Source organism: Ruegeria sp. H6, from assembly GCF_056532975.1.
In genome coordinates this window covers 98608-118809 of record NZ_JBQFOA010000010.1, presented here as the reverse complement: position 1 = coordinate 118809, position 20202 = coordinate 98608, and the positions used below count along the sequence as shown (strand labels likewise).

Genomic DNA, 20202 nt, shown 5'->3' with positions numbered 1-20202 from the left:
AGTGTGACGGAAGGTCCACCGAAATGCGCGAATGTCGCGTGCTGGAAGTCGCTGCAAAGGCAGCAGGTTTCCGGCGCCGTCATCAGCGGATTTGCACCGACGTCTTAGGGTTACCTTGGGGCAACCGCGTAGAATGCACGGGCAGGTGCCGTTGTGATTCGCGAACGTAACTCTGGAATTGGCGGCGTCAGCCCGAGACCAGCTTGGCCGCGTTCCACGATCCGCCGACAACCTGCATGTCTTCTTTCTTCTGGCTCACGCGGCTGCTGTTTTCCAGCCCGTCCAGATAGGTGCCATCGACGCCGGTGATGTAGTGCCCATCAAAGCAGGAACAATCGAAGGCCTTGATCTCGGGGTTGCCCTCTTTGGCGGCCCAGATCAGGTCGTCGAGGTTCTGATAAAACAGCGCGTCGACGCCCAGTTCCTCGCGGATATCTTCGATCTCTTTTCCATTGGCGATCAGCTCGTGCTTGGTCGGCATGTCGATGCCATATACGTTTGGATATTTGACCGGCGGCGAGGCGCTGGCCACGTACACTTTTTTTGCACCGGCCTCGCGGCACATCTGAACGATCTTTTTGATCGTGTTGCCGCGCACGATGGAATCGTCGATCAGCAGAACATTGTGGCCATCAAACTCCAACGGCACGGCGTTCAGCTTGCGGCGCACCGATTTCTGGCGCTCGGCCTGACCGGGCATGATGAAGGTGCGCCCGACATAGCGGTTCTTTACCAGGCCTTCGCGATAGGGAATGCCGGTGATCTTGGCGGCCTCAAGCGCCACGGGGCGGGCGCTGTCGGGGACGGGGATGATTCGGTCGATCTCGAGCCCCGAGTCCTGGATCTGCTTCGCCAGCGTCTGTCCCATGCGCATCTGGGTCTTATAGACCGAAACCCCATCCAGCAGCGAATCCGGGCGAGCCAGATAGACATACTCAAAGATACAAGGCGTCAGTTGGCCTTCGACAGCCTGAAACTCGTGCATATTTCCGTCGAGATCGATCAGGATCGCCTCGCCCGGGTTCAGATCGCGCAGCTTTTCAAACCCGTTGATGCCAAAGGCAACGTCTTCGGATGCAAAGGCATAGTCATCGCCGGCGCCGTCAACATCGCGTCGGGCGACCGAAAGAGGGCGAATGCCAAAGGGATCGCGGAAGGCCAGCATGCCCACGCCCGCAACCAGACAAATGACGGAATAGGCGCCCTGCACCCGCTCCATGGTCATCTTGACACCGGCAAAAAGGTTGCGGATCGGGTCGGCATTGCCGTTCACCTTGATCGCATCGGCAACCTTATCCGCCAGAACGTTCAGCAGGACCTCTGAATCCGAAGTGGTCCGCAAATGACGGCTATATTTGGCCGTCACTTTCTCACGCTGTTCTTCGGTGTTGGTGATATTGCCGTTGTGCACCAAGTAAATTCCGTAAGGCGCGTTCACGAAGAAAGGCTGCGCCTCGGCCGCGCTGAGCGAACCTGCGGTGGGATAGCGCACATGGCCCATGCCGACCTTGCCCAGCAAGGTTTCGGCGTCGCTGGCGTTGAACACGTCCTTGACCAGACCGTTGGCTTTTTTCTCGCGAAAGAACTCTCCGTTATAGGTCACGATGCCGGATGCATCCTGCCCCCTGTGCTGCAGCATCAGCAGCCCGTCATAGATTTCCGCAAAGACATCATGCGTCCGGCTTGCGATCCCCAAAATCCCACACATGTACGGGCTCCAATTTCTATGACGTTGAAGTGTAGAAGAGTGTCATCCAACCGGTCGCAGCATCGCCAATGGTGTGGTGCGGCGCCCCCGGGGCGCATTCGCAAACGGCGTTGATGGCTGCGGACAATTTCGGAAGCTCCGATTCCGTGACGGTTTCGGCCATCACATACTGCCTATCCATGCGGTTGTCATCAAAGGATCACATTCATTTTTGCCGCAGTTGAATGTTGGTTGGGCTCTGATTGGATCAGATTGCGTGACAAAGCCCGGAGCCTGTGCTGTCATTGGCTCACGTAAATAATCAGTTTTCCTCTCAAGTGTCAGTGCAGGTCAGCGATATGTGGCAACACAAGCCCCGACAAAACAAGCAAGAACAAACCAAACGCAGGTGTCACCGATGCCGGGGGCAGGGGCGTGCGCCATGCGAGATCTGCAAAGGGGCAGGTGAGGTTTCAAAAAGCCGCGACATTCATGGTAAACCCATCTTTTCCCGATGCGACGGTTGCTTTGGGTTGAAGACCATTCGCTGTGCCGTGTGCGGGGGGGAAGGGTTCGTCTGATCGCCTTCGAATGCTTTGGAAATGAAAAAGCCCGGCGCCAAGGCCGGGCTTTTGTATTCTGGAAGCCTTGGATTTATTCCGAAGGCGCCGCTTCGGTCTCGGTGCCGGCTTCGTTGGTCTGAGGTGTCTCAGCCTGAACATCATCACCACCGTGGTTGCCACAGCTTCCCACCAGTTCTTCGTATTGGGAGGTGATCCAACCCAATGCAGCTTCGGGGTTTTGTTCTTCAATCTGACCGCTGAACTGTTCAAACACTTTGGCCGAACGGCTTTCATCAACGATGGTGTAAGACTGTCCGGTCATCACAGTGTCGTAGACAAAGAAGGCAATGGCCACCAACAGAATACCGCGCGCGATGCCGAAGAAGAAGCCAAGCGCCTGATCCAAGCCGCCTAGAGCGGACCGTTGGACAAGCGAGGAAAACAGCGGTGTGAAGATGCTGACCACGATCAGTGCAACGGCGAAGACCGCCGCAAAGCCTGTGATCACGGCCAGTTCACAGCTGTCGCGCAGGAAATCTCCGACAACCGGGATTTCTTTGACCAGCGGCACAACCTGTGGTGCAAAGATAAAGGCCAGGACCGCGGCGGCGACCCATCCGGCGATGGCCAGAACCTCGCGCAAGAAGCCGCGGGAATAGGCGAGAATGCCTGAAACCACGACGATCAGGGCAACAACCCCGTCTATTATTGTAAAACCTTCCATGGCCCTCGCCCGTAATTATTTCTGCCCCTCAAGGCGTTATCTTAACCTGCTCCGAAGGTTTCGCCAACAAACCCGACCAAATCAGAGGGTCGGGTGAGTGTCAGACCTGCCACAGTACCGGTTTTGCCACCCGCCGGAGCGATTGCGGATGTGAAACCAAGTTTTTGCGCTTCTTTCAACCTATTTTCGGTTTGCGGAGCAGGTCTAAGTGCCCCAGATAGCGAGATTTCTCCGAAAACGACGGTATCAGCGGGCAGTGCTGTATCCTCGCGTGCACTAAGCAGTGCTGCGGCCACGGCAAGGTCCGCTGCGGGCTCGCTGACTTTCAGGCCACCAGCTACGTTGAGATAAACATCAAGGCCCGCGAACGGGATTCCACAGCGCGCCTCAAGCACGGCGAGGATCATCGCAAGGCGTCCGCTGTCCCAGCCGACAACCGTCCGGCGGGGTTGAGAATGCGGCGACGGGGCGACAAGTGCCTGTAATTCCACCAGAACCGGGCGGGTGCCTTCGATCCCCGCGAAAACGGCTGACCCCGGGCTGGGGGTGCCGCGTTCGGACAGGAACAGAGCCGACGGGTTGGTCACCTGCGCCAATCCCTTGCCGGTCATTTCAAACACGCCGATCTCGTCAGCAGGGCCGAACCGGTTCTTGACCGCACGCAGGATACGGAACTGATGGCCGCGTTCGCCCTCGAAATAGAGGACGGTGTCGACCATGTGTTCGACCACGCGGGGACCTGCGATCTGGCCTTCCTTGGTGACGTGACCCACCATGACGATCGAAACGCCGTGTCGTTTCGCAAACGTGGTCAATTCATGGGCCGCAGCCCTTACTTGTGACACAGAGCCTGGCGCACTGTCGACATTGTCTGCCCACATGGTCTGGATCGAGTCGATGATCGCGAGGCCCGGTTTTTCAGCCTCAAGTGTTGTCAGGATGTCGCGTAGGTTGGTTTCGGCTGCCAGATGTACTGGCGCATCCTCAAGACCCAGGCGGCGCGCGCGCATGCGCACCTGCGCGCTGGCTTCTTCGCCCGAGACATAGATCGTCTTGACACCTGCGCGGGCAAACCGGGCCGCGGCTTGCAGAAGAAGGGTGGATTTTCCGATGCCTGGGTCCCCGCCCACCAAAAGGGCCGAGGCGGGGACAAGGCCTCCGCCCAGAACCCGATCTAACTCATCCACCCCGCTGAGTGTACGGGGTGGCGGTGTCTCCTCGGTCGACAAGTCCGTGAGTGTTATGGACTGGCCACGCTTGCCGCCGAGGGATTTCTTGGTCGGACCCGCAGAAAGCGGGACGTCCTGCGCTATTGTATTCCATTCGCCGCAGGCGTCGCAGCGTCCTGACCAGCGTGAGTGTGTTGCACCACAGGCGGAGCAGGAAAAAGTTGTTGTCTTAGCCATGCCGCACTTCGTGCCCGAGCTTGGTCGGTTCTTCAAGCCCTGACGGGCCCTCATCACGACCGGCGGCGCGCCTTGCCCTCAGACCCTGCGGGTCATCGGGCAAGGCGGGCGCTGTTGCGCCTATTCCGCGGCGCGCGGTGGTGACATCGCCACAACGCTGTGTGCGTTGGAGCCGCTGTCGTCGGGTGGTGCCTGAAGCTGTGCTGACAATTCGGGCAGGAGATCGAACAACTCGTCCCGCAAGCGTTTGAGCTGCGATTTGGCGATGGATTCCTCAACCTCGACATCGCGGACCCATTGGCGCAACTCGTGCTGGATGGTCTGCGCATCCTCAATCCGGTGCTGAAACTGTTCGATCTCTTCCTGGCGCTGTTGCAGGAACATACGGGCACGCTGCACTTTGGCGTCGCTGTAGGTGTCGGCCAGTTCCTGACTGATCTGGCTCATCTGCGCGGCCAATTCGAGGATCGCGGGCTCCAACCCTTGAAAGTCGGGATGATTGCGCAGGAATTTCATGCGTTCCCGCACCGCATCGAACTCGGACCGCAACGCAAAGGCGCCACTGCGGTCGGTGGCATGGGCCAACTGATAGGCGGCGGCAACATCGTGCATGTTCAGGGCAAACCTGCGATGCGTGTTTTCAAGGGCCATCATGCGGGCGTTTGAGGGCAGGTAAAAAGCAAGCATGAGAATCAGGCCCGTGAAACCGATCTGGATGTATGCACCAGCGTCTACGGTTGCATTGGCACCAAAACCGGCCTGCATCGACAGCCAGGGTAGAACCCCTAGAGCAGACAATATTGTGGCCGTTACAGCGCCCAACGCGGCGGCGCAGATCAGGAAAAAAGTAAGTCGAATAAAGGCATTCTGAAATTGCAATGTTATTGTATGGAGGGCGGGCATAATCGTGCATCTCCTTCTTGAACCGGTACAGTACGGGTCAGAAACGGACGGCACATCAAACACGCAGGGTGATCCGCCAGGGACCCGTGAGTTACAAAAACTTTGCTGCTCGAATACTAAAGATGATACTCAGATTAATGATTTCAATCAATTAGCTCTGAGCTTTTCGTGAACTGGATGTCATTTCGGTAATATGACCCAGCGCGATCGAGGCCAGAATACAGGCGGTAAACAGGTAAAGCCCCCAGGCCGTTTCGATGGTCGCATAAGCGATGCCCTTGGCCAGCGTAATGTAGAGCGCGATAAGGAAAATGTCGGCCATCGCCAGCTTGCCCATGATGGTCAGCACGGGCTGCACGCGCGGGTCGAGCAGGTTCCATTGGATCAACGCGGTGCCGATGGTTTTCAGGTACGGCGCGAAGAGGGCGAAGACGGTCACGATCAGCGCCAGAAAGACATCCGACTTCCACAGCGATTGCAGACCCGTGATGACGCTGATCTCGCTGAGCCCGAAGATCGGGAGCAATCCTGCGCGCATCAGCGGGGCGAACCACGCGATGGGGTAGAGGATCAGCAGGGAGAGGGTGGCGAGGCGGAGGGTCATCTTCGAATGTCTAGGCCGTGGTACCTGATGGTTGCTTTGGATTGATGTATTTTAGCAAAGGTGATTCCCTATTACTCAGACAAATCATCCAGGGAGAATTCAAATGCCTGCATTTGTGGCCTTCAAGTCAATAGTCGATCCATCGGACTGCGATTTTCTTGGACATATGAACGTTTCCAAGTACTTCGCGGCTTGTTCGGATTCTGTTTTTGCATTTCAATCTGAAATGGGATTGACGGCAGAAGATATGCGTTTCGGGCGTAGAATGTCTTTCGCAGTTGTGCACGCCGAAAGCGACTTCTTGGCTGAGCTGAGTGCGGGTGATGCCATTCAAATGAAAAGTGAAGTTCTAGAGATTGGAAGCAAATCGATCACATTCCGACATTCTCTGGTTCGCAGTTCAGATGAGAAGACCGCTTTCACGACGGTTTTCAAATGCGTTTTGTTGAACCTTGAAACACGTCGCGCCGAAGCATTGCCAGAGGATGTAATCGCGAGGGCAACCGATTGGTTAACAGAACGATAGGCTTACCGCACCGCCTCAATCGGCCCCTCGGCGCTGCCGCTGATGAACTGCTCTACATAGGGATCGCCCGACGCATCCATCTGACCAACCGGGCCGGTCCATTGGATCACCCCGTCATGCAGCATCGCCACGTTGTCGGCAATCGCGCGGACCGAGCTCATGTCGTGGGTGATGGTCATCGCGGTTGCGCCCATCTCGGTCACGATTTCGCGGATCAGGTCGTTGATGACGCCGGACATGATCGGGTCCAGACCGGTTGTGGGTTCATCAAAAAAGATGATCTCGGGGTCGGCGGCGATGGCGCGGGCGAGACCCACGCGTTTCTGCATCCCGCCCGAGAGTTCGGACGGGTAGAGGTCGGCCACCTTGGCGCGCAGGCCGACGCGGCGCAGTTTGTCGATGGCAATCTCGCGCGCGTAATCCGCCGGTCGCTTGAGCGGCCCGCGCAGCAGGCGGAAGGCCACGTTCTGCCAGATCGGCAGCGAGTCAAACAGCGCCGCGCCCTGAAACAGCATGCCAAAACGCGCCAGAAACGCATCGCGGTCGCCCTTGGTGGCGTCTTTGCCATCCACATAGATCATGCCACTGTCAGGCTTGATCAGGCCAAGGATACACTTAAGCGCCACGGATTTGCCCGTGCCCGATCCGCCGATGATCACCATCGAGGTGCCCTTGGGGATCTCAAGGTTCATGCCCTGCAGAACATGGTTATCGCCGAAGGCTTTATGTACGTTCTCCATCTTGATCATAGCGAGAAGAACACCCCTGTCAGAACGAAGTTTGCGGCCAGGATCAGAACGGCGGCAGCCTCGACCGAGCCCTTGGTCGCGCGGCCCACGCCCTGCGCGCCGCGGCCCGAGTTCATACCGTAGTAACTGCCCATGATGGCGGCGATTACGCCGAACGCGGCCCCTTTGACCAGCGACGAGACGATGTCGCGTGTTTCCAAGAAGTCCACGGTGTTTTTCAGATAAGCCGCTGGATTGAAACCCAGATTCTGTGTGGCAACGGTGTACCCCCCGGCAATGCCGATGATGTCACCCACCGCGACCAGCGCAGGCACGGTGATGAGGGCGGCCAGCACGCGCGGGGCGGCCAAGTATTTCATCGGATGAGTCGACAGCGTGACGAGCGCATCGATCTGCTCGGTCACTTTCATGGTGGCGATTTCGGCCGCGATGGAGGACGTCACCCGCGCCGCGATCATAAGGCCGACCAGAACCGGCCCAAGCTCTCGTACCATGCCGATGGCGACGATCTGGGGCACCACGGCCTCGGCGTTGAAACGCGCGCCGCCTGCGTAGATCTGCAGCGCCAGAGCGCCACCGGTGAAAATCGCCGTCAGGCCAACAACCGGCAGAGACAGCCAGCCGATGTTCAGCAGCGCAATTCCGAATTCTCGGGGATAGAACGGAGGGCGAAAGATGTGCGAGATCGCGTCGAGCGCAAACAAGGCGACCCGGCCAAATGCGGCCAGAAACCTCAGAAACGCCCGTCCCAATCCGCCCAGCAGATGGATGGGGTTCATTCCACGTAGCCTCGGGAATAGCGGTTGCCCATAGAGGTCAGGATTTCATAGCCGATGGTTCCGGCGGCTTCGGCCAGATCGTTAACGGTTTGATGCCCATTCAGAATGCGCAGGCGGTCTGGGTCGTTTGGCAAATCGGTCACATCCACGGTAATAAGATCCATCGAGATACGTCCTACCACCGGGCACGGCTGATCACCAGCAAATGCGTCGATGCCGCCGCCAATGGCACGATGCAGCCCATCGGCATAGCCTGCGGCCACGGTCGCGATCCGCGACGGGCGGCGCGCGACCCAGCTGTTGCCATATCCAACCGTTTCGCCAGCTTCGACCGCACGCACCTGAATCACCGGCAGATCGACCGTGACGACCTGTCGGGCTTCGGCAAAGGGCATCCCGCCATAAAGGCCGATGCCGGGGCGACAGAAGTCAAAGTGAAATTCGGGGCCCAACAAGATCCCGCCCGTGGCCGCAAGCGAGCGCGGCACGCCAATACCGTCGGTCATGCCCTTGAATGTGCGCAGTTGCTGCTGGTTCATCGCGTTTTCGGGCTCGTCCGAACAGGCCAGATGCGACATGATAACCGATGGCTTCAACGCCAGCGCCTTGTCGCGCAGTTCAGCCCAGTCCGCCGGTTCCAGACCCAGCCGGTTCATTCCACTGTCCAACTGGATGCCAAAGGGGTGATCGGGCAGTGCTTCGAGGTGGCGCTGAAATTGTTCGGGCGCGTTGATCAGCGGTGTCAGGTTGTGGCTGCGCAACAGGTCTTTGTCGCCTTCCATATGGCCCGAAAACACGCCGATCATTGCGTTTGGACCCACCGCGTCGCGCACCGCTGCGCCTTCTTCGGCCACGGCGACAAAAAACTTGTTCACGCCTTCTTCGGCCAGAGTCCAAGACACCGGCTCGGCCCCCAGTCCATAAGCGTCCGCCTTGACGACGGCGGCGGTTTCAACTTCGGTCTTGGCGTCCAGCGCCTGCCAATTCTGGCTCAGCGCATGGAGATTGATCGTCAGGCGTGCGGTACTCATGATTTTGTTCATGACATTGGAAGGCGCGAGGTCAAGAGGCAACGCGCCGAATAGTGCGCTGCGCGACAAGATTTGAACACGCGCAGAGCCGGATCACCCTTATAAAGCGAGCTCACACAGGCGATGCCTGTATTTGGCAATCAAAACAAATTGTACAGACAAAGGGACCAAAAGCCGTATCTGACAGGGATCGTTTACGCCAAAAACCACGGTCTTTGACGGTGCCTGCCCGAGACCTTGCCCGGGCAGATCGACCGCAGGATCAATAGCCTTCGATCTCGCCACCCTGTTGCCAGGGTTTGACCAAATTGCCAAAGCGGGTGAACTGCGCCTCGAAGGACAGCTCGACCGTACCGATCGGGCCATGACGCTGCTTGCCGACGATGACCTCGGCCTTGCCGTGCAGACGATCCATGGCCTGCTTCCACTCTTCCATCTTTTCCAGCTCGTGATCGCCGGGCTTTTCGCGTTCCTTATAGTATTCTTCGCGGAACACGAACATCACCACATCGGCGTCCTGTTCGATCGAGCCCGATTCCCGCAGGTCCGACAGCTGCGGCCGCTTGTCGTCGCGATTTTCCACCTGACGGCTCAGCTGTGACAGCGCGACGACGGGGATATTCAGCTCTTTCGCGATGGCTTTCATGCCCATCGATATTTCAGCGATTTCATTGACACGGTTTTCCGCTGTTCCGCGGCACAGCTGCAAATAGTCGATCACCAGCAGATCCAGCCCATGTGTCCGTTTCAGGCGACGCGCGCGGGCGGCCAGTTGTGCAATGGGCAGGGCAGGCGTGTCGTCGATGAACAGCGGACAGGCCTCAAGCTGTTTTGCGGCATCCACGAAGCGGCGGAACTCGGCCTCGGTCATGTCACCCTGACGGATCTTGTGGCTTGAGATTTCTGAAGCTTCGGCCAGAACCCGGCCCGCCAACTGCTCGGCGCTCATTTCAAGGGAAAAGAACCCGACAACGCCCCCATCGACAGCACCTTCGCTGCCGTCGGGCTTAGTGCCGCGCTTATAGGCTTTGGCCACGTTGAACGCGACGTTGGTCGCCAGCGAGGTTTTGCCCATCGACGGACGACCGGCCAAGATGATCAGGTCAGACGGGTGCAACCCACCCAATTGCTTGTCCAAATCGGCCAGACCGGTGGAAATCCCCGCCATGCCGCCACCGCGTTGGTACGCCTCGTTGGTGACGTTGACGGCTTCTGTGACCGCCTTGAGGAAGGATTGAAACCCTTGTTCGGTCTGGCCCTGCTCGGATAGCTGATAAAGCTGTTGCTCGGCCTCGACGATCTGTTCCTTGGGCTCGCTGGCCACATCGACCCGCGCCGCCTTGTCCGAGATATCCCGGCCCAGGCGGATCAGCTCTCGCCGGATCGCAAGGTCATAGATCATCTGGGCATAGTCATGCACCGCAAAGGCACTGATCGAGGCCCCGGCGAGTTTGACCAGATAGGCCGGGCCGCCCAGCTCTTGCAGGCCTTCATCTTCGGCCATGAAGGATTTCAGCGTGACCGGAGAGGCCAGCGTATTTTTGGTGATACGTGTGGCCGCAACCTCGTAGATGCGGGCATGAACCGGATCATAGAAATGCTCGGCCCCGATGATCGAAGCCACACGATCGTATAGATCGTTATTGGTCAGGATCGCGCCCAAAAGCTGCTGTTCCGCCTCGATGGAATGCGGCATGGTTTCCGCGTTTTGGATCTGCGCCGCTGCCTGTTCGATACTGCTGATCTCGTTCATTTTGTCCCCGCTGCCCACGGTGTGTTCTACACGCTGTTTTTGCGTGTCGGCTATCTGGAAATACCTGTGGCTAACTCTGGATAAAGCCTTGGGATAACTTTCGACACGGCCTTTGATACCAAAAAGGCGTGCTGCATTATGTGGGTTTTTTGCAGAAAGTCACCACATATTGTTTCCGCCAGGCTGATTCTGCCCGGGTTATCCCCAAAGCGTCCACAGCGATATTTTAGCCTTTGTTGGCTTCCTGCCAGCCGCGCGGGTCGTTCAGAAATGCCTCGACACCGTCAAGTGTATCTTGATCAAAGGCTTTCTGAGCTTTGGCTTCGGCCAGAACATCCCACCAAGTGCACAGGCTGTGCAGCGTGATACCATGGTCGCCCAATGTCTTTTCGGTTTCGGGGAAAATGCCGTAATAAAAGATCACCGCTGTATGCCCACAGGTCGCGCCGGTTTCGCGGATGGCATCGACAAAGGACAGTTTCGATCCACCATCGGTGGTCAGGTCTTCGACCAGCAACACACGTTCCCCTTCGCTCATCGCGCCTTCGATGCGGGCGTTGCGGCCATAGCCTTTGGGTTTTTTGCGCACATAGGTCATCGGCAGAGCCATACGCTCGGCCACCATGGCGGCAAAGGGGATGCCCGCGGTTTCACCGCCCGCGATATTATCGAATGCCTCGAAGCCTGCGTCCCGCATCACGGTGACGGTCAGGAAGTCCATCAGGGTCGAACGGATGCGCGGGTAGGAGATCAGCTTGCGGCAGTCGATATAGGTCGGGCTGGGAAGGCCCGAGGCCAGTGTGAATGGCTCGCGCGAATTGAAATGCACGGCCTTGATCTCAAGCAGCATCCGAGCAGTCAGGCGGGCGATTTCGGTGCTGTCGGGAAAGGAACTTGGGATCATGGCGCAAACCTCTGAGCTAAGGGAATGTTGCGGGCTGATAGCCCGACCCTTGGGCCAGAGTCGAGAGGCCCCCAACAGAAAAGCGGACCCCCAAGAGGTCCGCTTTGTGCCCGTAAGGGCAGAGCGCCAAGGTGGGCTTAGCTGCTCATGTCATAGGCGCGTTCCCCGTGTACCGAGAGGTCGAGCCCATTTGTTTCGGTCTCTGCGTCTACGCGAAGCGGCGTGATCAGTGCAACCACCTTGACCAACACAAACGTGACAACTGCCGTAAAGGCACCCACGATCAGCAACCCGCCCAGCTGTGCGGTCCAGGTGCCAAGACCAAACAGGGCGATCATAAGGGTGCCGAAGATGCCGCCGACACCGTGTACTGCGAACACGTCCAGCGTATCGTCGATGTTCAGCTTGTTGCGGATCACGTTGACGGCTTCCTGACACAGAACACCCGCCACTGCACCGATGATCAGTGCCTGAACCGGGCCAACGAAACCCGACGCCGGAGTGATCGAGGCGAGCCCGGCAATGGTGCCCGTGACCAGACCCACCATCGAGGCCTTGCCAAAGCGGATCCGCTCCCACAGGGCCCAGGTCAGTGACGCGGTCGCGGCGGACAGGTGCGTTACGGTCATCGCCATCGCCGCTCCGCCATCCGCGGCCAGTTGCGAACCACCGTTAAAGCCGAACCAACCGACCCACAGCATGGCCGCGCCGATCATGACATAGCCGGGATTGTGCGGCGGGGTGGTGCGGTTGCGGCGCGGACCAAGGACAATCGCAATGATAAGGGCCGCGAGACCGGCGGTTTCGTGCACAACGATGCCCCCGGCAAAGTCGCGAACGCCGATTTCACCAAAGATGCCGCCGTCGCCCATCATGCCGCCGCCCCAGATCCAGTGCACAACCGGCGCATAGCACAGCAGCATCCACAGGGCCGAGAAGGTCAGGACAAAGCCAAAGCCCACACGCTCGACATAGGCACCGACGATTAGGGCGGGGGTGATGATGGCAAAGGTCATCTGGAAGGCAAAGAACAGAATCTCGGGCAGGGTGCCAGCAAGGCTGTCGGCATCGACACCGCTCAGGAACGCTTTGCCCAGCCCGCCCCAAACACCGGACTCACCGGGGCCAAAGGCGATGGAATAGCCAGCGACCAGCCAGAGAATGCTCATCAAACATGCGATGCTGAAACAGTGCATGAATACGCTCAGCACGTTCCGCGCACGGACCAATCCGCCATAGAACAGGGCAAGCCCCGGCAGTGTCATAAACAGGACCAATGCGGTTGCCACGATGATCCAGGCTGTATCGGCTCCGTTCATGGGCCGGTCTCCTTCCCCTATTGGTGCCCGGCGCAGGCCGAGGCATCTTGTCGATATGGAAGCGGGTTGAAGCGGAGGTGAGTTGAGGGAAAAAGAGGCAGGTGGCGAAAAACCTGCCTATTTTGTGGCCTTTTGTTCAATTGATGTCAGAACTTGCATGTTTTCGCAGCCTTTGCCCGAAAATCAGGCGGTTTGAGAAAGGCTGTTCTGCAATAGGGCCAGCGCATGGTCGCGGGCTGCAAGGCGCACCTTGTCGCGGCCCAAAGCCCCAAATTCTACAGTTTCTGTGTGCGTTTCCGCCCCCTTGCGGGCCAGGCCAAAACACACACGCCCCTCGGGTTTGTGTTCAGACCCGCCGGGACCCGCGATGCCGGTGATGGATACCGCCAGATGGGCCTTTGAGTGGCGCAGCGCGCCGTCGGCCATTTCCCGTGCCACTTGTTCGGACACTGCACCAAAAGCGCTGAGAGTATCACCTCGCACACCCAGCATGTCCTGCTTGGCCTCGTTCGTGTAGGTGACAAAGCCCCTATCGACCACCGCCGAACTGCCCGGTATGTCGGTCAGGGCCGCGGCGACCATGCCGCCGGTGCAGCTTTCAGCCGTGGCGATCATGACCCCGCGCGTTTTGGCTTGATCCAGAAGCGCTGCTTTGCTCATAGGCCCAGAACTCCGTGCGAAAACGCAGCCAAAAGGGCGACGCCGATTGCAGCAAAGACGCCGGCGATCACATCGTCCAACATCACACCCATGGGGTCGTTGCGGCGGTCCGCCCAGCCGACCGGGCCGGGTTTAGTGATGTCAAACAGTCGAAACAGTAGAAACCCCGCAACCCAGCCCGGCCAAAGTGCGGTGATTTCAATGTCATGCGACCACGCTGGATAGGAAATTGCCCACAGTGCGATGAATTGGCCCGCAACTTCGTCGATCACGATCTCGGATGGGTCATGGTTGTCCTGCCCGGCGGTCATGACGCGCGTGGCCCAGACCCCTGCACCAAAAACCAACACGGTCGCCAGCGCCAACAGGGGAAAACCACCGATCACATGCAAGACCCAGACCATGGGCAGGGCGGCCAGTGATCCCCAGGTGCCCGGGGCCGGTTTGAGGTATCCGACGCCACCCACCGTCGCAATCAAACGCGCCGCGGTCATGGTCGTGCTCTGGTCAATTGTGTGAGTGCCGCCTTCATATCCGGTCCTTGGTAAACTGTGTCTTCTGTGTGCAGAGGACGCCTTTGTAAATTTGCCATTCCCATCAGGGCAGAACAAAGCCCGCAGGGTTGTCGCCTTTGTTTAAGGGGCGGTGAAAGCAGAGGCAATTCCCTGGGGCATTGTGCCTAAAAATTAGGCATGTGATGATTTTGCAAGCTTGTGTGCCGCCGTTTTCTTGTTCATATGCCGGAATTTCTTTATCTCAAACACGAATGCTCAAGGATTAAGCACATTGACCCTGCGTCTTGCTGAAAAAGACCTGAACCCTCCGGTGCTGCTGGCGCCCATGGCTGGAATCACAGACCGGCCCTTTCGCGATCTGGTCATGGGATTTGGCGCCGGAATGGTCGTCAGCGAGATGGTCGCGAGCCAGGAAATGGTTCAGGCCAAACCCGGTGTGCGTGAACGTGCCGAACTGTCGGCGGATGTGGAAAACACAGCCGTTCAACTGGCCGGGCGCGAGGCGCATTGGATGGCCGAAGCGGCCCGCCAGGTCGCCGACCGCGGCGCGCGGGTAATCGATATCAACATGGGATGCCCGGCCAAGAAGGTCACAAATGGCTATTCTGGCTCGGCCTTGCTGAAGACGCCCGATCATGCGCTGACCCTGATCGAAGCGGTTGTCGCAGCCGTGGACGTGCCCGTGACACTGAAAACCCGGTTGGGGTGGGATGACAAGCTGCTGAACGCGCCGGACGTGGCGCGCCGCGCCGAAGAGGCCGGGATCCGGATGGTGACGATCCACGGGCGCACCCGGTGCCAGTTCTACAAGGGACGCGCCGACTGGCAGGCGATCCGGGCGGTCAAGGATGCGGTGTCGATCCCGGTGATTGCAAATGGCGACATTTTGGATTCAGATACGGCCAAGGTGGCGCTGCACCAGTCCGGTGCCGACGGTGTGATGATCGGGCGCGGTGCGCAGGGCAAACCCTGGCTGCTGGCCCAGGTCTGCCACGATCTGTTCGGCGCAAAACTGCCTGATATTCCAAGGGGAACGGCACTTGTCGACATGGTGCGCTCGCATTACGAGGCCATGCTGGGGTTCTACGGGCCGGACCTTGGCCTGCGGGTCGCCCGCAAGCACCTGGGCTGGTACATGGATGAGGCCGCAACACCCGCCGCCCTGCGCCGCTCGGTTCTGACTGCGCGCGATCCGGCTGAGGTGCTGCGCCTGCTGGGGGATGCGCTGTCCGAAGGGCATGAGGTGGCCGCATGACCTCGGATCACAGCATATGGGCATCGCTGCCTGTCCCCGCCTTCATCATTGATGCGCAAGACGTGATTATCGACGTGAATTCCTCGGGCGAAGGGTTTTTGAATGCCTCACGCAAATCGGTTGTGGGCACTCCGGTCTGGGATCAGATCGCGGTCGATGCGCCGCTGGAGGAGGCCTTTCTGCGCGCCCGCGCGCAAGGTACGCCGCTTTTCGTAAACGATGTCGACGTCGGTTCGGGCAATCGCGCGCCATTGCAATGCGCGCTGCAGATTGCACCTTTGATCGGGCACCCCGGCACCATGATCATGATCGTTTCCCCGCGCGAACTGGCGACGCGCATGACACGCGGGAACACCGTCAAATCCGCGGCACAATCGGCGATTGGGATGGCCGAAATGCTGGCGCATGAGATCAAGAACCCTTTGGCGGGCATCACCGGTGCGGCACAATTGCTGAGCATGAATATTCCCGCGCAAGATCTCGAACTTACAGACCTTATCGTCGCGGAAAGCCGCCGTATCGTGAAGCTGCTGGAACAGGTGGAGCAATTCGGAAACCTGTCGGAGCCTGATTTCAAACCGGTTAATATTCACGACGTGTTGGACCGGGCGCGGCGATCCGCTCTGTTGGGATTTGGCGCCCATATGACGATCATCGAGGACTATGATCCATCGCTGCCGCTGGCCTATGGCGACCCGGATCAGTTCCTGCAAGTGGTCCTGAACCTGCTCAAGAACGCCTCGGAAGCGGCTGATCCCAAAGGCGGAACCATCCGTCTGCGCACGTATTTCGAGCATTCGTTCCGCCTGCGCCGCAGCGATGGATCGGGCCATTCGCTGCCGTTGCAGATCGAGATCATCGATGATGGCCCAGGCCTGCCGGAAAAAATCCGGAGCGATATTTTCGACCCGTTTGTGTCCGGCAAGGAAAACGGCACCGGACTTGGCCTCGCCCTGGTCAGCAAGATCGTATCCGACCACGATGGATGGATTTCGGCTGAATCCGTTCCCGGTCGCACCGTTTTTCGTCTGTCCCTACGGCGGGCGCCCAAAGATGACACGAAGGAGAGCCTTTGATGGATGGCACAGTTCTGGTGGCTGATGACGACCGTACAATCCGAACGGTTCTGACGCAGGCTCTGACGCGGGCAGGGTGTAAGGTTCACGCCACGTCTTCGCTTACGACGCTGATGCGGTGGGTCGCCGAAGGCAAGGGCGATGTCGTGATCTCGGATGTGGTCATGCCGGATGGAAACGGGCTTGAGATGTTGCCGAAGATTGCGCAGGACCGTCCGGGTTTGCCGGTTATCGTGATCTCGGCCCAGAACACGATTATGACCGCCATTCAGGCCGCCGAGGCCGAGGCGTATGACTATCTGCCCAAACCGTTTGACCTGCCCGATCTGATGAAGCGCACCGCACGCGCGCTGGAACAAAAGCAGCGGGCGCAGGCAGAACCTGCCGAGGCCGCGCCGGATCGCCCGGACGAATTACCGCTGGTGGGGCGGACGCCACAGATGCAGGCGCTCTATCGTCTGGTCGCCCGCGTGATGAACACGGATTTGTCTGTCATGATATCGGGCGAAAGCGGAACTGGTAAATCCCTGATTGCACGGGCCATTCACGATTTTTCAGATCGGCGCAATCTGCCGTTTGTCACAGCCACCGCAGCGGATCTGAGCGACCTTGAAGGCCCCGCGCGCGTGATGGCGCGGGTGCGGGGGGGAACCCTGCTGATCGATGAGATCTCGGATATCGACGATGAGATTCAGGCCCGTATCGTGCGCATGATGGACACGCCCGGCGACGACACTCCGCGCTTTATGGCCACCAGCCAGAGCGATCTGACCGAAGCGATGGAGAGCGGCCGTGTTCGCCAAGATCTGTATTACCGCCTCTGTGGGGCCACGATCCACGTTCCGGCGCTGCGCGAAAGGGTGGACGATATTACCTTGCTGTCGGATCACTTCCTTGCCCGCGAGGAACGAGAAACAGGGACCCGGCGCTGGCTGAGCCCCGAAGCGGTGGAACTGGTGCGCCGGTATTCCTGGCCCGGAAACGTGCGGCAGTTGGAAAATGCGATCCGCCGCTTGAGCCTGACCAGCCGCACCGACGAGATTTCGAAAATCGAGGTCGAGATGGTGCTGGGCAGCCAGCCCGAGGCCGAACCGGTTCTGGGCGATGGGGAGCGGGAAAAGCTGTCGGCATCGGTTGGCCGGCATCTCAAACGGTATTTTGATCTGCACGGCAATATGCTGCCGCCTCCGGGCCTCTATCAGCGTATTTTGCGGGAAGTCGAAGCGCCTTTGATCGAAATTGCCCTGGATGCGACCGGCGGCAATCAGGCAAAATGTGCGGATTTGCTTGGGATTAACCGGAATACGCTGCGGAAAAAGATCACTGACCTCGATATTCAGGTGACACGCCGACGCAAACTGATGTAATATCGCCACACAAACGTGGCATCCGGGTATTTTCCGGGCAACGACCACGAAATATGGCGGTTCGTCGCGCAAGCGACACATCAGTATGAGGGCAGACGGTGGCATCCCGGGCACAGAACGGGCCGATCCTTTGGGTCAACCGGTGGCGTAAGTCACGGAAATTCCGCAATTTCGGAACCCTTGGTCTGGTGATATTGGGCCCGGGCCTAGCGCTGGCGACCTATCTGGTCATCGGACCGTTTGATCTGGGCTCGACTTCTCCGGCATTGCGCCTGATTCTGCTGGCCGATCTGGTCTATGTCCTCGTTGTCGCCGCGCTTGTGCTGGGGCAGCTGGGCAGTCTGATCGCGGCGCGGCGCGCAAAATCGGCTGGTTCAAGGCTGCACCTGCGCCTGATCGGCGCTTTTACGCTGCTGGCGTTGGTTCCTACCGTCACGGTGGCCATCTTTGCCGGTCTGACTGTGAATATCGGGCTTGAGGGCTGGTTCTCGGATCGGGTGCGGCAGGTGGTCGGTTCGTCCCTGACCGCGGCTGAGGCTTATGAGGCCGAACATCGCGAGGGTCTGACGCAGGACGCTGCTGTTTTGGCGCGGTTCCTGGACAATGCGCGCAATCTTGATTTTTACATCTCGGATGCTGAACTGCGCGAGGTGCTGGCGCAGGGGCAGTCACAAATTCAGCGTGGCCTGCGCGAGGCCTATGTGATCGATGGCAGCGGCGAGATCCGGTCCCGGGGGGATCGGTCCTATCTGTTCAACTACGAACCGCCCACGCCCGAAGATTTTATTGCGGCAAACGATCAGGGTTTGCTGATCATTGCCGATTGGGAAAACAGCGAGTTCCGGGCGCTGGTGCCGTTGCAAGCCTATCTGGATCGCTATCTCTATGTCAGCCGCGAGGTGGACGGGCAGCTTTTGACGCTGTTGGATGACACCAAGGAAACGGCGCAGTTCTACAGCCAGCTCGAAAGCGAGCGAGGCAGGGTGCTGTTCCAGTTCGGCCTTCTTTATCTTGGGTTTGCGGTGATCCTGATCCTGGCGGCGATGTCGCTGGGCATGTGGTTTGCCGAGCGACTGTCGCGCCCCGTGGGCCGTCTGACGACTGCCGCGCAGCGTGTGGGCGCCGGAGATCTGAGCGTTCAGGTGATCGAAGAGGCCAGCGATGACGAAATCGCCATGCTGGGCCGCTACTTCAACCAGATGACCCGGCAGTTGAAGGGGCAGCGCGACACGCTTTTGGAGAACACTCAACAGATCGAACGCCGGCGGCGGTTGTTTGACTCGGTTCTCAGCTCGGTAACGTCGGGCGTGGTCGGCGTAGACCCGGATGGATGTGTGACCTTCGTGAACCGCTCGGCCGAACGTCTTCTGGATTGGTCGAAAAGCGGCGAACAACTGGCCATTGGCATCGCTGTACCCGAATTCATGCCCTTGTTCGAAAGCCTGAAAGACAGTGGGCAAGAGGCCGTGCAGGGCGAAGTCAAGGTGACGCGGAAAGGGCAGTTGGAGAACCTGCTGGTGCGCATGGCGACCCGCCGTGGCGAAGAAGGCGGGCTTGAGGGCTATGTTCTGGCCTTTGACGACGTGACCGATCTGGTCAGTGCACAGCGCATGGCCGCATGGGGTGATGTGGCCCGCCGTATTGCGCATGAGATCAAGAACCCGCTGACCCCGATCGGGCTGAGCGCCGAGCGGATCAAACGCAAATTCTCGCGCAAACTGGACGAGGATGATTGCAGCAGCCTTGAATCCATGACCGATGTGATCGTGCGGCAGACCAATGATCTGCGCCGGATCGTCGATGAGTTTTCGAAATTCGCCCGCATGCCAGAGCCCGAGCGACACGAGGAAAACATTGTCGATCTGGTGCGTGAGGCGGTCTTGCTGCAACAGGCCGGTCAGCCCGATGTTCAGATCGATGCGGATTTGCCGGATCAGCCGGTGATGGGCGATGTCGATGCGACAATGCTCAATCAGGCTTTGACCAACCTGATCAAGAACGCGGGTGAAGCAATTGGCACGCTGAAAGAGAGAGGTGCCCCGGACAACCTTAAACCCCAGATCAAGGTGTCTCTGGCCAGTGACGATGCAGGCACCGAGATTACCATAGCCGATAACGGCATCGGTCTGCCCGAAGACCGGGCACGGCTGTTTGAGCCTTATGTAACCACCCGCGACGAGGGTACTGGCCTTGGCCTGCCCATCGTCAAAAAGATCATTGAAGAACATGGCGGTGCGCTGAATTTGGAAGATGCGCCCATCTTTGACGGACAGGACCATTTTGGCGCGATGGCTGTTATCCGTCTGCCCGGGGTCGATGTGACCCCGACCGTCGCGTCAAGCAAACAGGCTATTAAAACGAACAAACTGAAAGCAGGCTAA

18 protein-coding genes are annotated in these 20202 nt (G+C 58.9%); 5 read left to right on the top strand and 13 right to left on the bottom strand.

Annotation, left to right across the window (positions count from 1 at the left end; all coding sequences use genetic code 11):
• Positions 1-187: 187 nt before the first annotated feature.
• From purF to ACR0AG_RS16270, 5 genes are all read right to left on the bottom strand, one after another.
• Positions 188-1708, bottom strand: a complete 1521-nt coding sequence (gene purF / locus ACR0AG_RS16290; protein ID WP_480840795.1) for an amidophosphoribosyltransferase — start codon at positions 1706-1708, stop codon at positions 188-190.
• Between the two features lie 633 nt (positions 1709-2341).
• Positions 2342-2974, bottom strand: a complete 633-nt coding sequence (locus ACR0AG_RS16285) for a CvpA family protein (RefSeq protein WP_480840793.1) — start codon at positions 2972-2974, stop codon at positions 2342-2344.
• A gap of 41 nt (positions 2975-3015) precedes the next feature.
• Positions 3016-4380 (bottom strand): DNA repair protein RadA, encoded by a 1365-nt coding sequence (gene radA, locus ACR0AG_RS16280; protein ID WP_480840791.1) that lies wholly within the window; start codon positions 4378-4380, stop codon positions 3016-3018.
• 120 nt (positions 4381-4500) lie between these two features.
• Complete coding sequence (locus ACR0AG_RS16275) at positions 4501-5283, bottom strand: DNA repair protein (protein ID WP_480840789.1); 783 nt, start codon at positions 5281-5283, stop codon at positions 4501-4503.
• A 151-nt stretch (positions 5284-5434) separates the two neighbouring features.
• Positions 5435-5887 (bottom strand): paraquat-inducible protein A, encoded by a 453-nt coding sequence (locus ACR0AG_RS16270; RefSeq protein WP_480840787.1) that lies wholly within the window; start codon positions 5885-5887, stop codon positions 5435-5437.
• A 103-nt stretch (positions 5888-5990) separates the two neighbouring features.
• Here ACR0AG_RS16270 and ACR0AG_RS16265 point away from each other — a divergent pair, with 103 nt between their 5' ends.
• Positions 5991-6413 (top strand): acyl-CoA thioesterase, encoded by a 423-nt coding sequence (locus ACR0AG_RS16265; RefSeq protein WP_480840785.1) that lies wholly within the window; start codon positions 5991-5993, stop codon positions 6411-6413.
• Between the two features lie 2 nt (positions 6414-6415).
• Here the strand turns inward: ACR0AG_RS16265 and ACR0AG_RS16260 are convergent, their stop codons facing one another.
• From ACR0AG_RS16260 to ACR0AG_RS16225, 8 genes are all read right to left on the bottom strand, one after another.
• Positions 6416-7162, bottom strand: a complete 747-nt coding sequence (locus tag ACR0AG_RS16260) for an ATP-binding cassette domain-containing protein (RefSeq protein WP_170796742.1) — start codon at positions 7160-7162, stop codon at positions 6416-6418.
• The gene (locus tag ACR0AG_RS16255; RefSeq protein WP_480840783.1) at positions 7159-7941 is read right to left on the bottom strand and encodes an MlaE family ABC transporter permease; all 783 of its coding nucleotides are present in this window, start codon (positions 7939-7941) and stop codon (positions 7159-7161) included. The genes ACR0AG_RS16260 and ACR0AG_RS16255 overlap by 4 nt, the downstream gene beginning before the upstream one ends.
• On the bottom strand, positions 7938-8972 hold the full coding sequence (alr, locus tag ACR0AG_RS16250; protein WP_480840781.1) for an alanine racemase: 1035 nt from the start codon (positions 8970-8972) through the stop codon (positions 7938-7940). The genes ACR0AG_RS16255 and alr overlap by 4 nt, the downstream gene beginning before the upstream one ends.
• A gap of 262 nt (positions 8973-9234) precedes the next feature.
• Positions 9235-10725 (bottom strand): replicative DNA helicase, encoded by a 1491-nt coding sequence (locus tag ACR0AG_RS16245; protein WP_480840779.1) that lies wholly within the window; start codon positions 10723-10725, stop codon positions 9235-9237.
• A gap of 226 nt (positions 10726-10951) precedes the next feature.
• Positions 10952-11629 (bottom strand): orotate phosphoribosyltransferase, encoded by a 678-nt coding sequence (locus ACR0AG_RS16240; protein ID WP_480840777.1) that lies wholly within the window; start codon positions 11627-11629, stop codon positions 10952-10954.
• Between the two features lie 137 nt (positions 11630-11766).
• Positions 11767-12948 carry an ammonium transporter gene (locus ACR0AG_RS16235; protein WP_480840775.1) on the bottom strand — a complete coding sequence of 394 codons (1182 nt, stop codon included), beginning with the start codon at positions 12946-12948 and terminating at the stop codon, positions 11767-11769.
• Between the two features lie 183 nt (positions 12949-13131).
• Positions 13132-13608: a CinA family protein gene (locus tag ACR0AG_RS16230; RefSeq protein WP_480840773.1), complete on the bottom strand. Its 477-nt coding sequence runs from the start codon at positions 13606-13608 to the stop codon at positions 13132-13134.
• A complete protein-coding gene (locus tag ACR0AG_RS16225) occupies positions 13605-14102 on the bottom strand; it encodes a phosphatidylglycerophosphatase A family protein (protein WP_480840771.1) in 498 nt (165 codons plus the stop codon). Before ACR0AG_RS16225 ends, ACR0AG_RS16230 begins: the two co-directional genes overlap by 4 nt.
• A 292-nt stretch (positions 14103-14394) precedes the next feature.
• Here ACR0AG_RS16225 and dusB point away from each other — a divergent pair, with 292 nt between their 5' ends.
• From dusB to ACR0AG_RS16205, 4 genes are all read left to right on the top strand, one after another.
• A complete protein-coding gene (gene dusB, locus ACR0AG_RS16220; RefSeq protein ID WP_480840769.1) occupies positions 14395-15378 on the top strand; it encodes a tRNA dihydrouridine synthase DusB in 984 nt (327 codons plus the stop codon).
• Entirely contained in the window at positions 15375-16454 is a 1080-nt protein-coding gene (locus ACR0AG_RS16215; protein ID WP_480840767.1) for a two-component system sensor histidine kinase NtrB, read from the top strand. Before dusB ends, ACR0AG_RS16215 begins: the two co-directional genes overlap by 4 nt.
• Positions 16454-17821 carry a response regulator gene (locus ACR0AG_RS16210; RefSeq protein ID WP_480840765.1) on the top strand — a complete coding sequence of 456 codons (1368 nt, stop codon included), beginning with the start codon at positions 16454-16456 and terminating at the stop codon, positions 17819-17821. The genes ACR0AG_RS16215 and ACR0AG_RS16210 overlap by 1 nt, the downstream gene beginning before the upstream one ends.
• 98 nt (positions 17822-17919) lie before the next feature.
• Entirely contained in the window at positions 17920-20202 is a 2283-nt protein-coding gene (locus ACR0AG_RS16205) for a sensor histidine kinase NtrY-like (RefSeq protein ID WP_480840763.1), read from the top strand.

Bases quoted from the DNA above. Each gene is read 5' to 3' on its own strand.
- ACR0AG_RS16225 (WP_480840771.1), bottom strand. From the start codon at position 14,102: ATGACCGCGGCGCGTTTGATTGCGACGGTGGGTGGCGTCGGATACCTC.
- ACR0AG_RS16210 (WP_480840765.1), top strand. From the start codon at position 16,454: ATGGATGGCACAGTTCTGGTGGCTGATGACGACCGTACAATCCGAACG.
- ACR0AG_RS16285 (WP_480840793.1), bottom strand. From the start codon at position 2,974: ATGGAAGGTTTTACAATAATAGACGGGGTTGTTGCCCTGATCGTCGTG.
- ACR0AG_RS16235 (WP_480840775.1), bottom strand. From the start codon at position 12,948: ATGAACGGAGCCGATACAGCCTGGATCATCGTGGCAACCGCATTGGTC.
- ACR0AG_RS16275 (WP_480840789.1), bottom strand. From the start codon at position 5,283: ATGCCCGCCCTCCATACAATAACATTGCAATTTCAGAATGCCTTTATT.
- radA (WP_480840791.1), bottom strand. From the start codon at position 4,380: ATGGCTAAGACAACAACTTTTTCCTGCTCCGCCTGTGGTGCAACACAC.
- ACR0AG_RS16215 (WP_480840767.1), top strand. From the start codon at position 15,375: ATGACCTCGGATCACAGCATATGGGCATCGCTGCCTGTCCCCGCCTTC.
- ACR0AG_RS16255 (WP_480840783.1), bottom strand. From the start codon at position 7,941: ATGAACCCCATCCATCTGCTGGGCGGATTGGGACGGGCGTTTCTGAGG.
- ACR0AG_RS16230 (WP_480840773.1), bottom strand. From the start codon at position 13,608: ATGAGCAAAGCAGCGCTTCTGGATCAAGCCAAAACGCGCGGGGTCATG.
- ACR0AG_RS16265 (WP_480840785.1), top strand. From the start codon at position 5,991: ATGCCTGCATTTGTGGCCTTCAAGTCAATAGTCGATCCATCGGACTGC.
- purF (WP_480840795.1), bottom strand. From the start codon at position 1,708: ATGTGTGGGATTTTGGGGATCGCAAGCCGGACGCATGATGTCTTTGCG.
- ACR0AG_RS16270 (WP_480840787.1), bottom strand. From the start codon at position 5,887: ATGACCCTCCGCCTCGCCACCCTCTCCCTGCTGATCCTCTACCCCATC.
- alr (WP_480840781.1), bottom strand. From the start codon at position 8,972: ATGAGTACCGCACGCCTGACGATCAATCTCCATGCGCTGAGCCAGAAT.
- ACR0AG_RS16245 (WP_480840779.1), bottom strand. From the start codon at position 10,725: ATGAACGAGATCAGCAGTATCGAACAGGCAGCGGCGCAGATCCAAAAC.
- ACR0AG_RS16260 (WP_170796742.1), bottom strand. From the start codon at position 7,162: ATGATCAAGATGGAGAACGTACATAAAGCCTTCGGCGATAACCATGTT.
- ACR0AG_RS16240 (WP_480840777.1), bottom strand. From the start codon at position 11,629: ATGATCCCAAGTTCCTTTCCCGACAGCACCGAAATCGCCCGCCTGACT.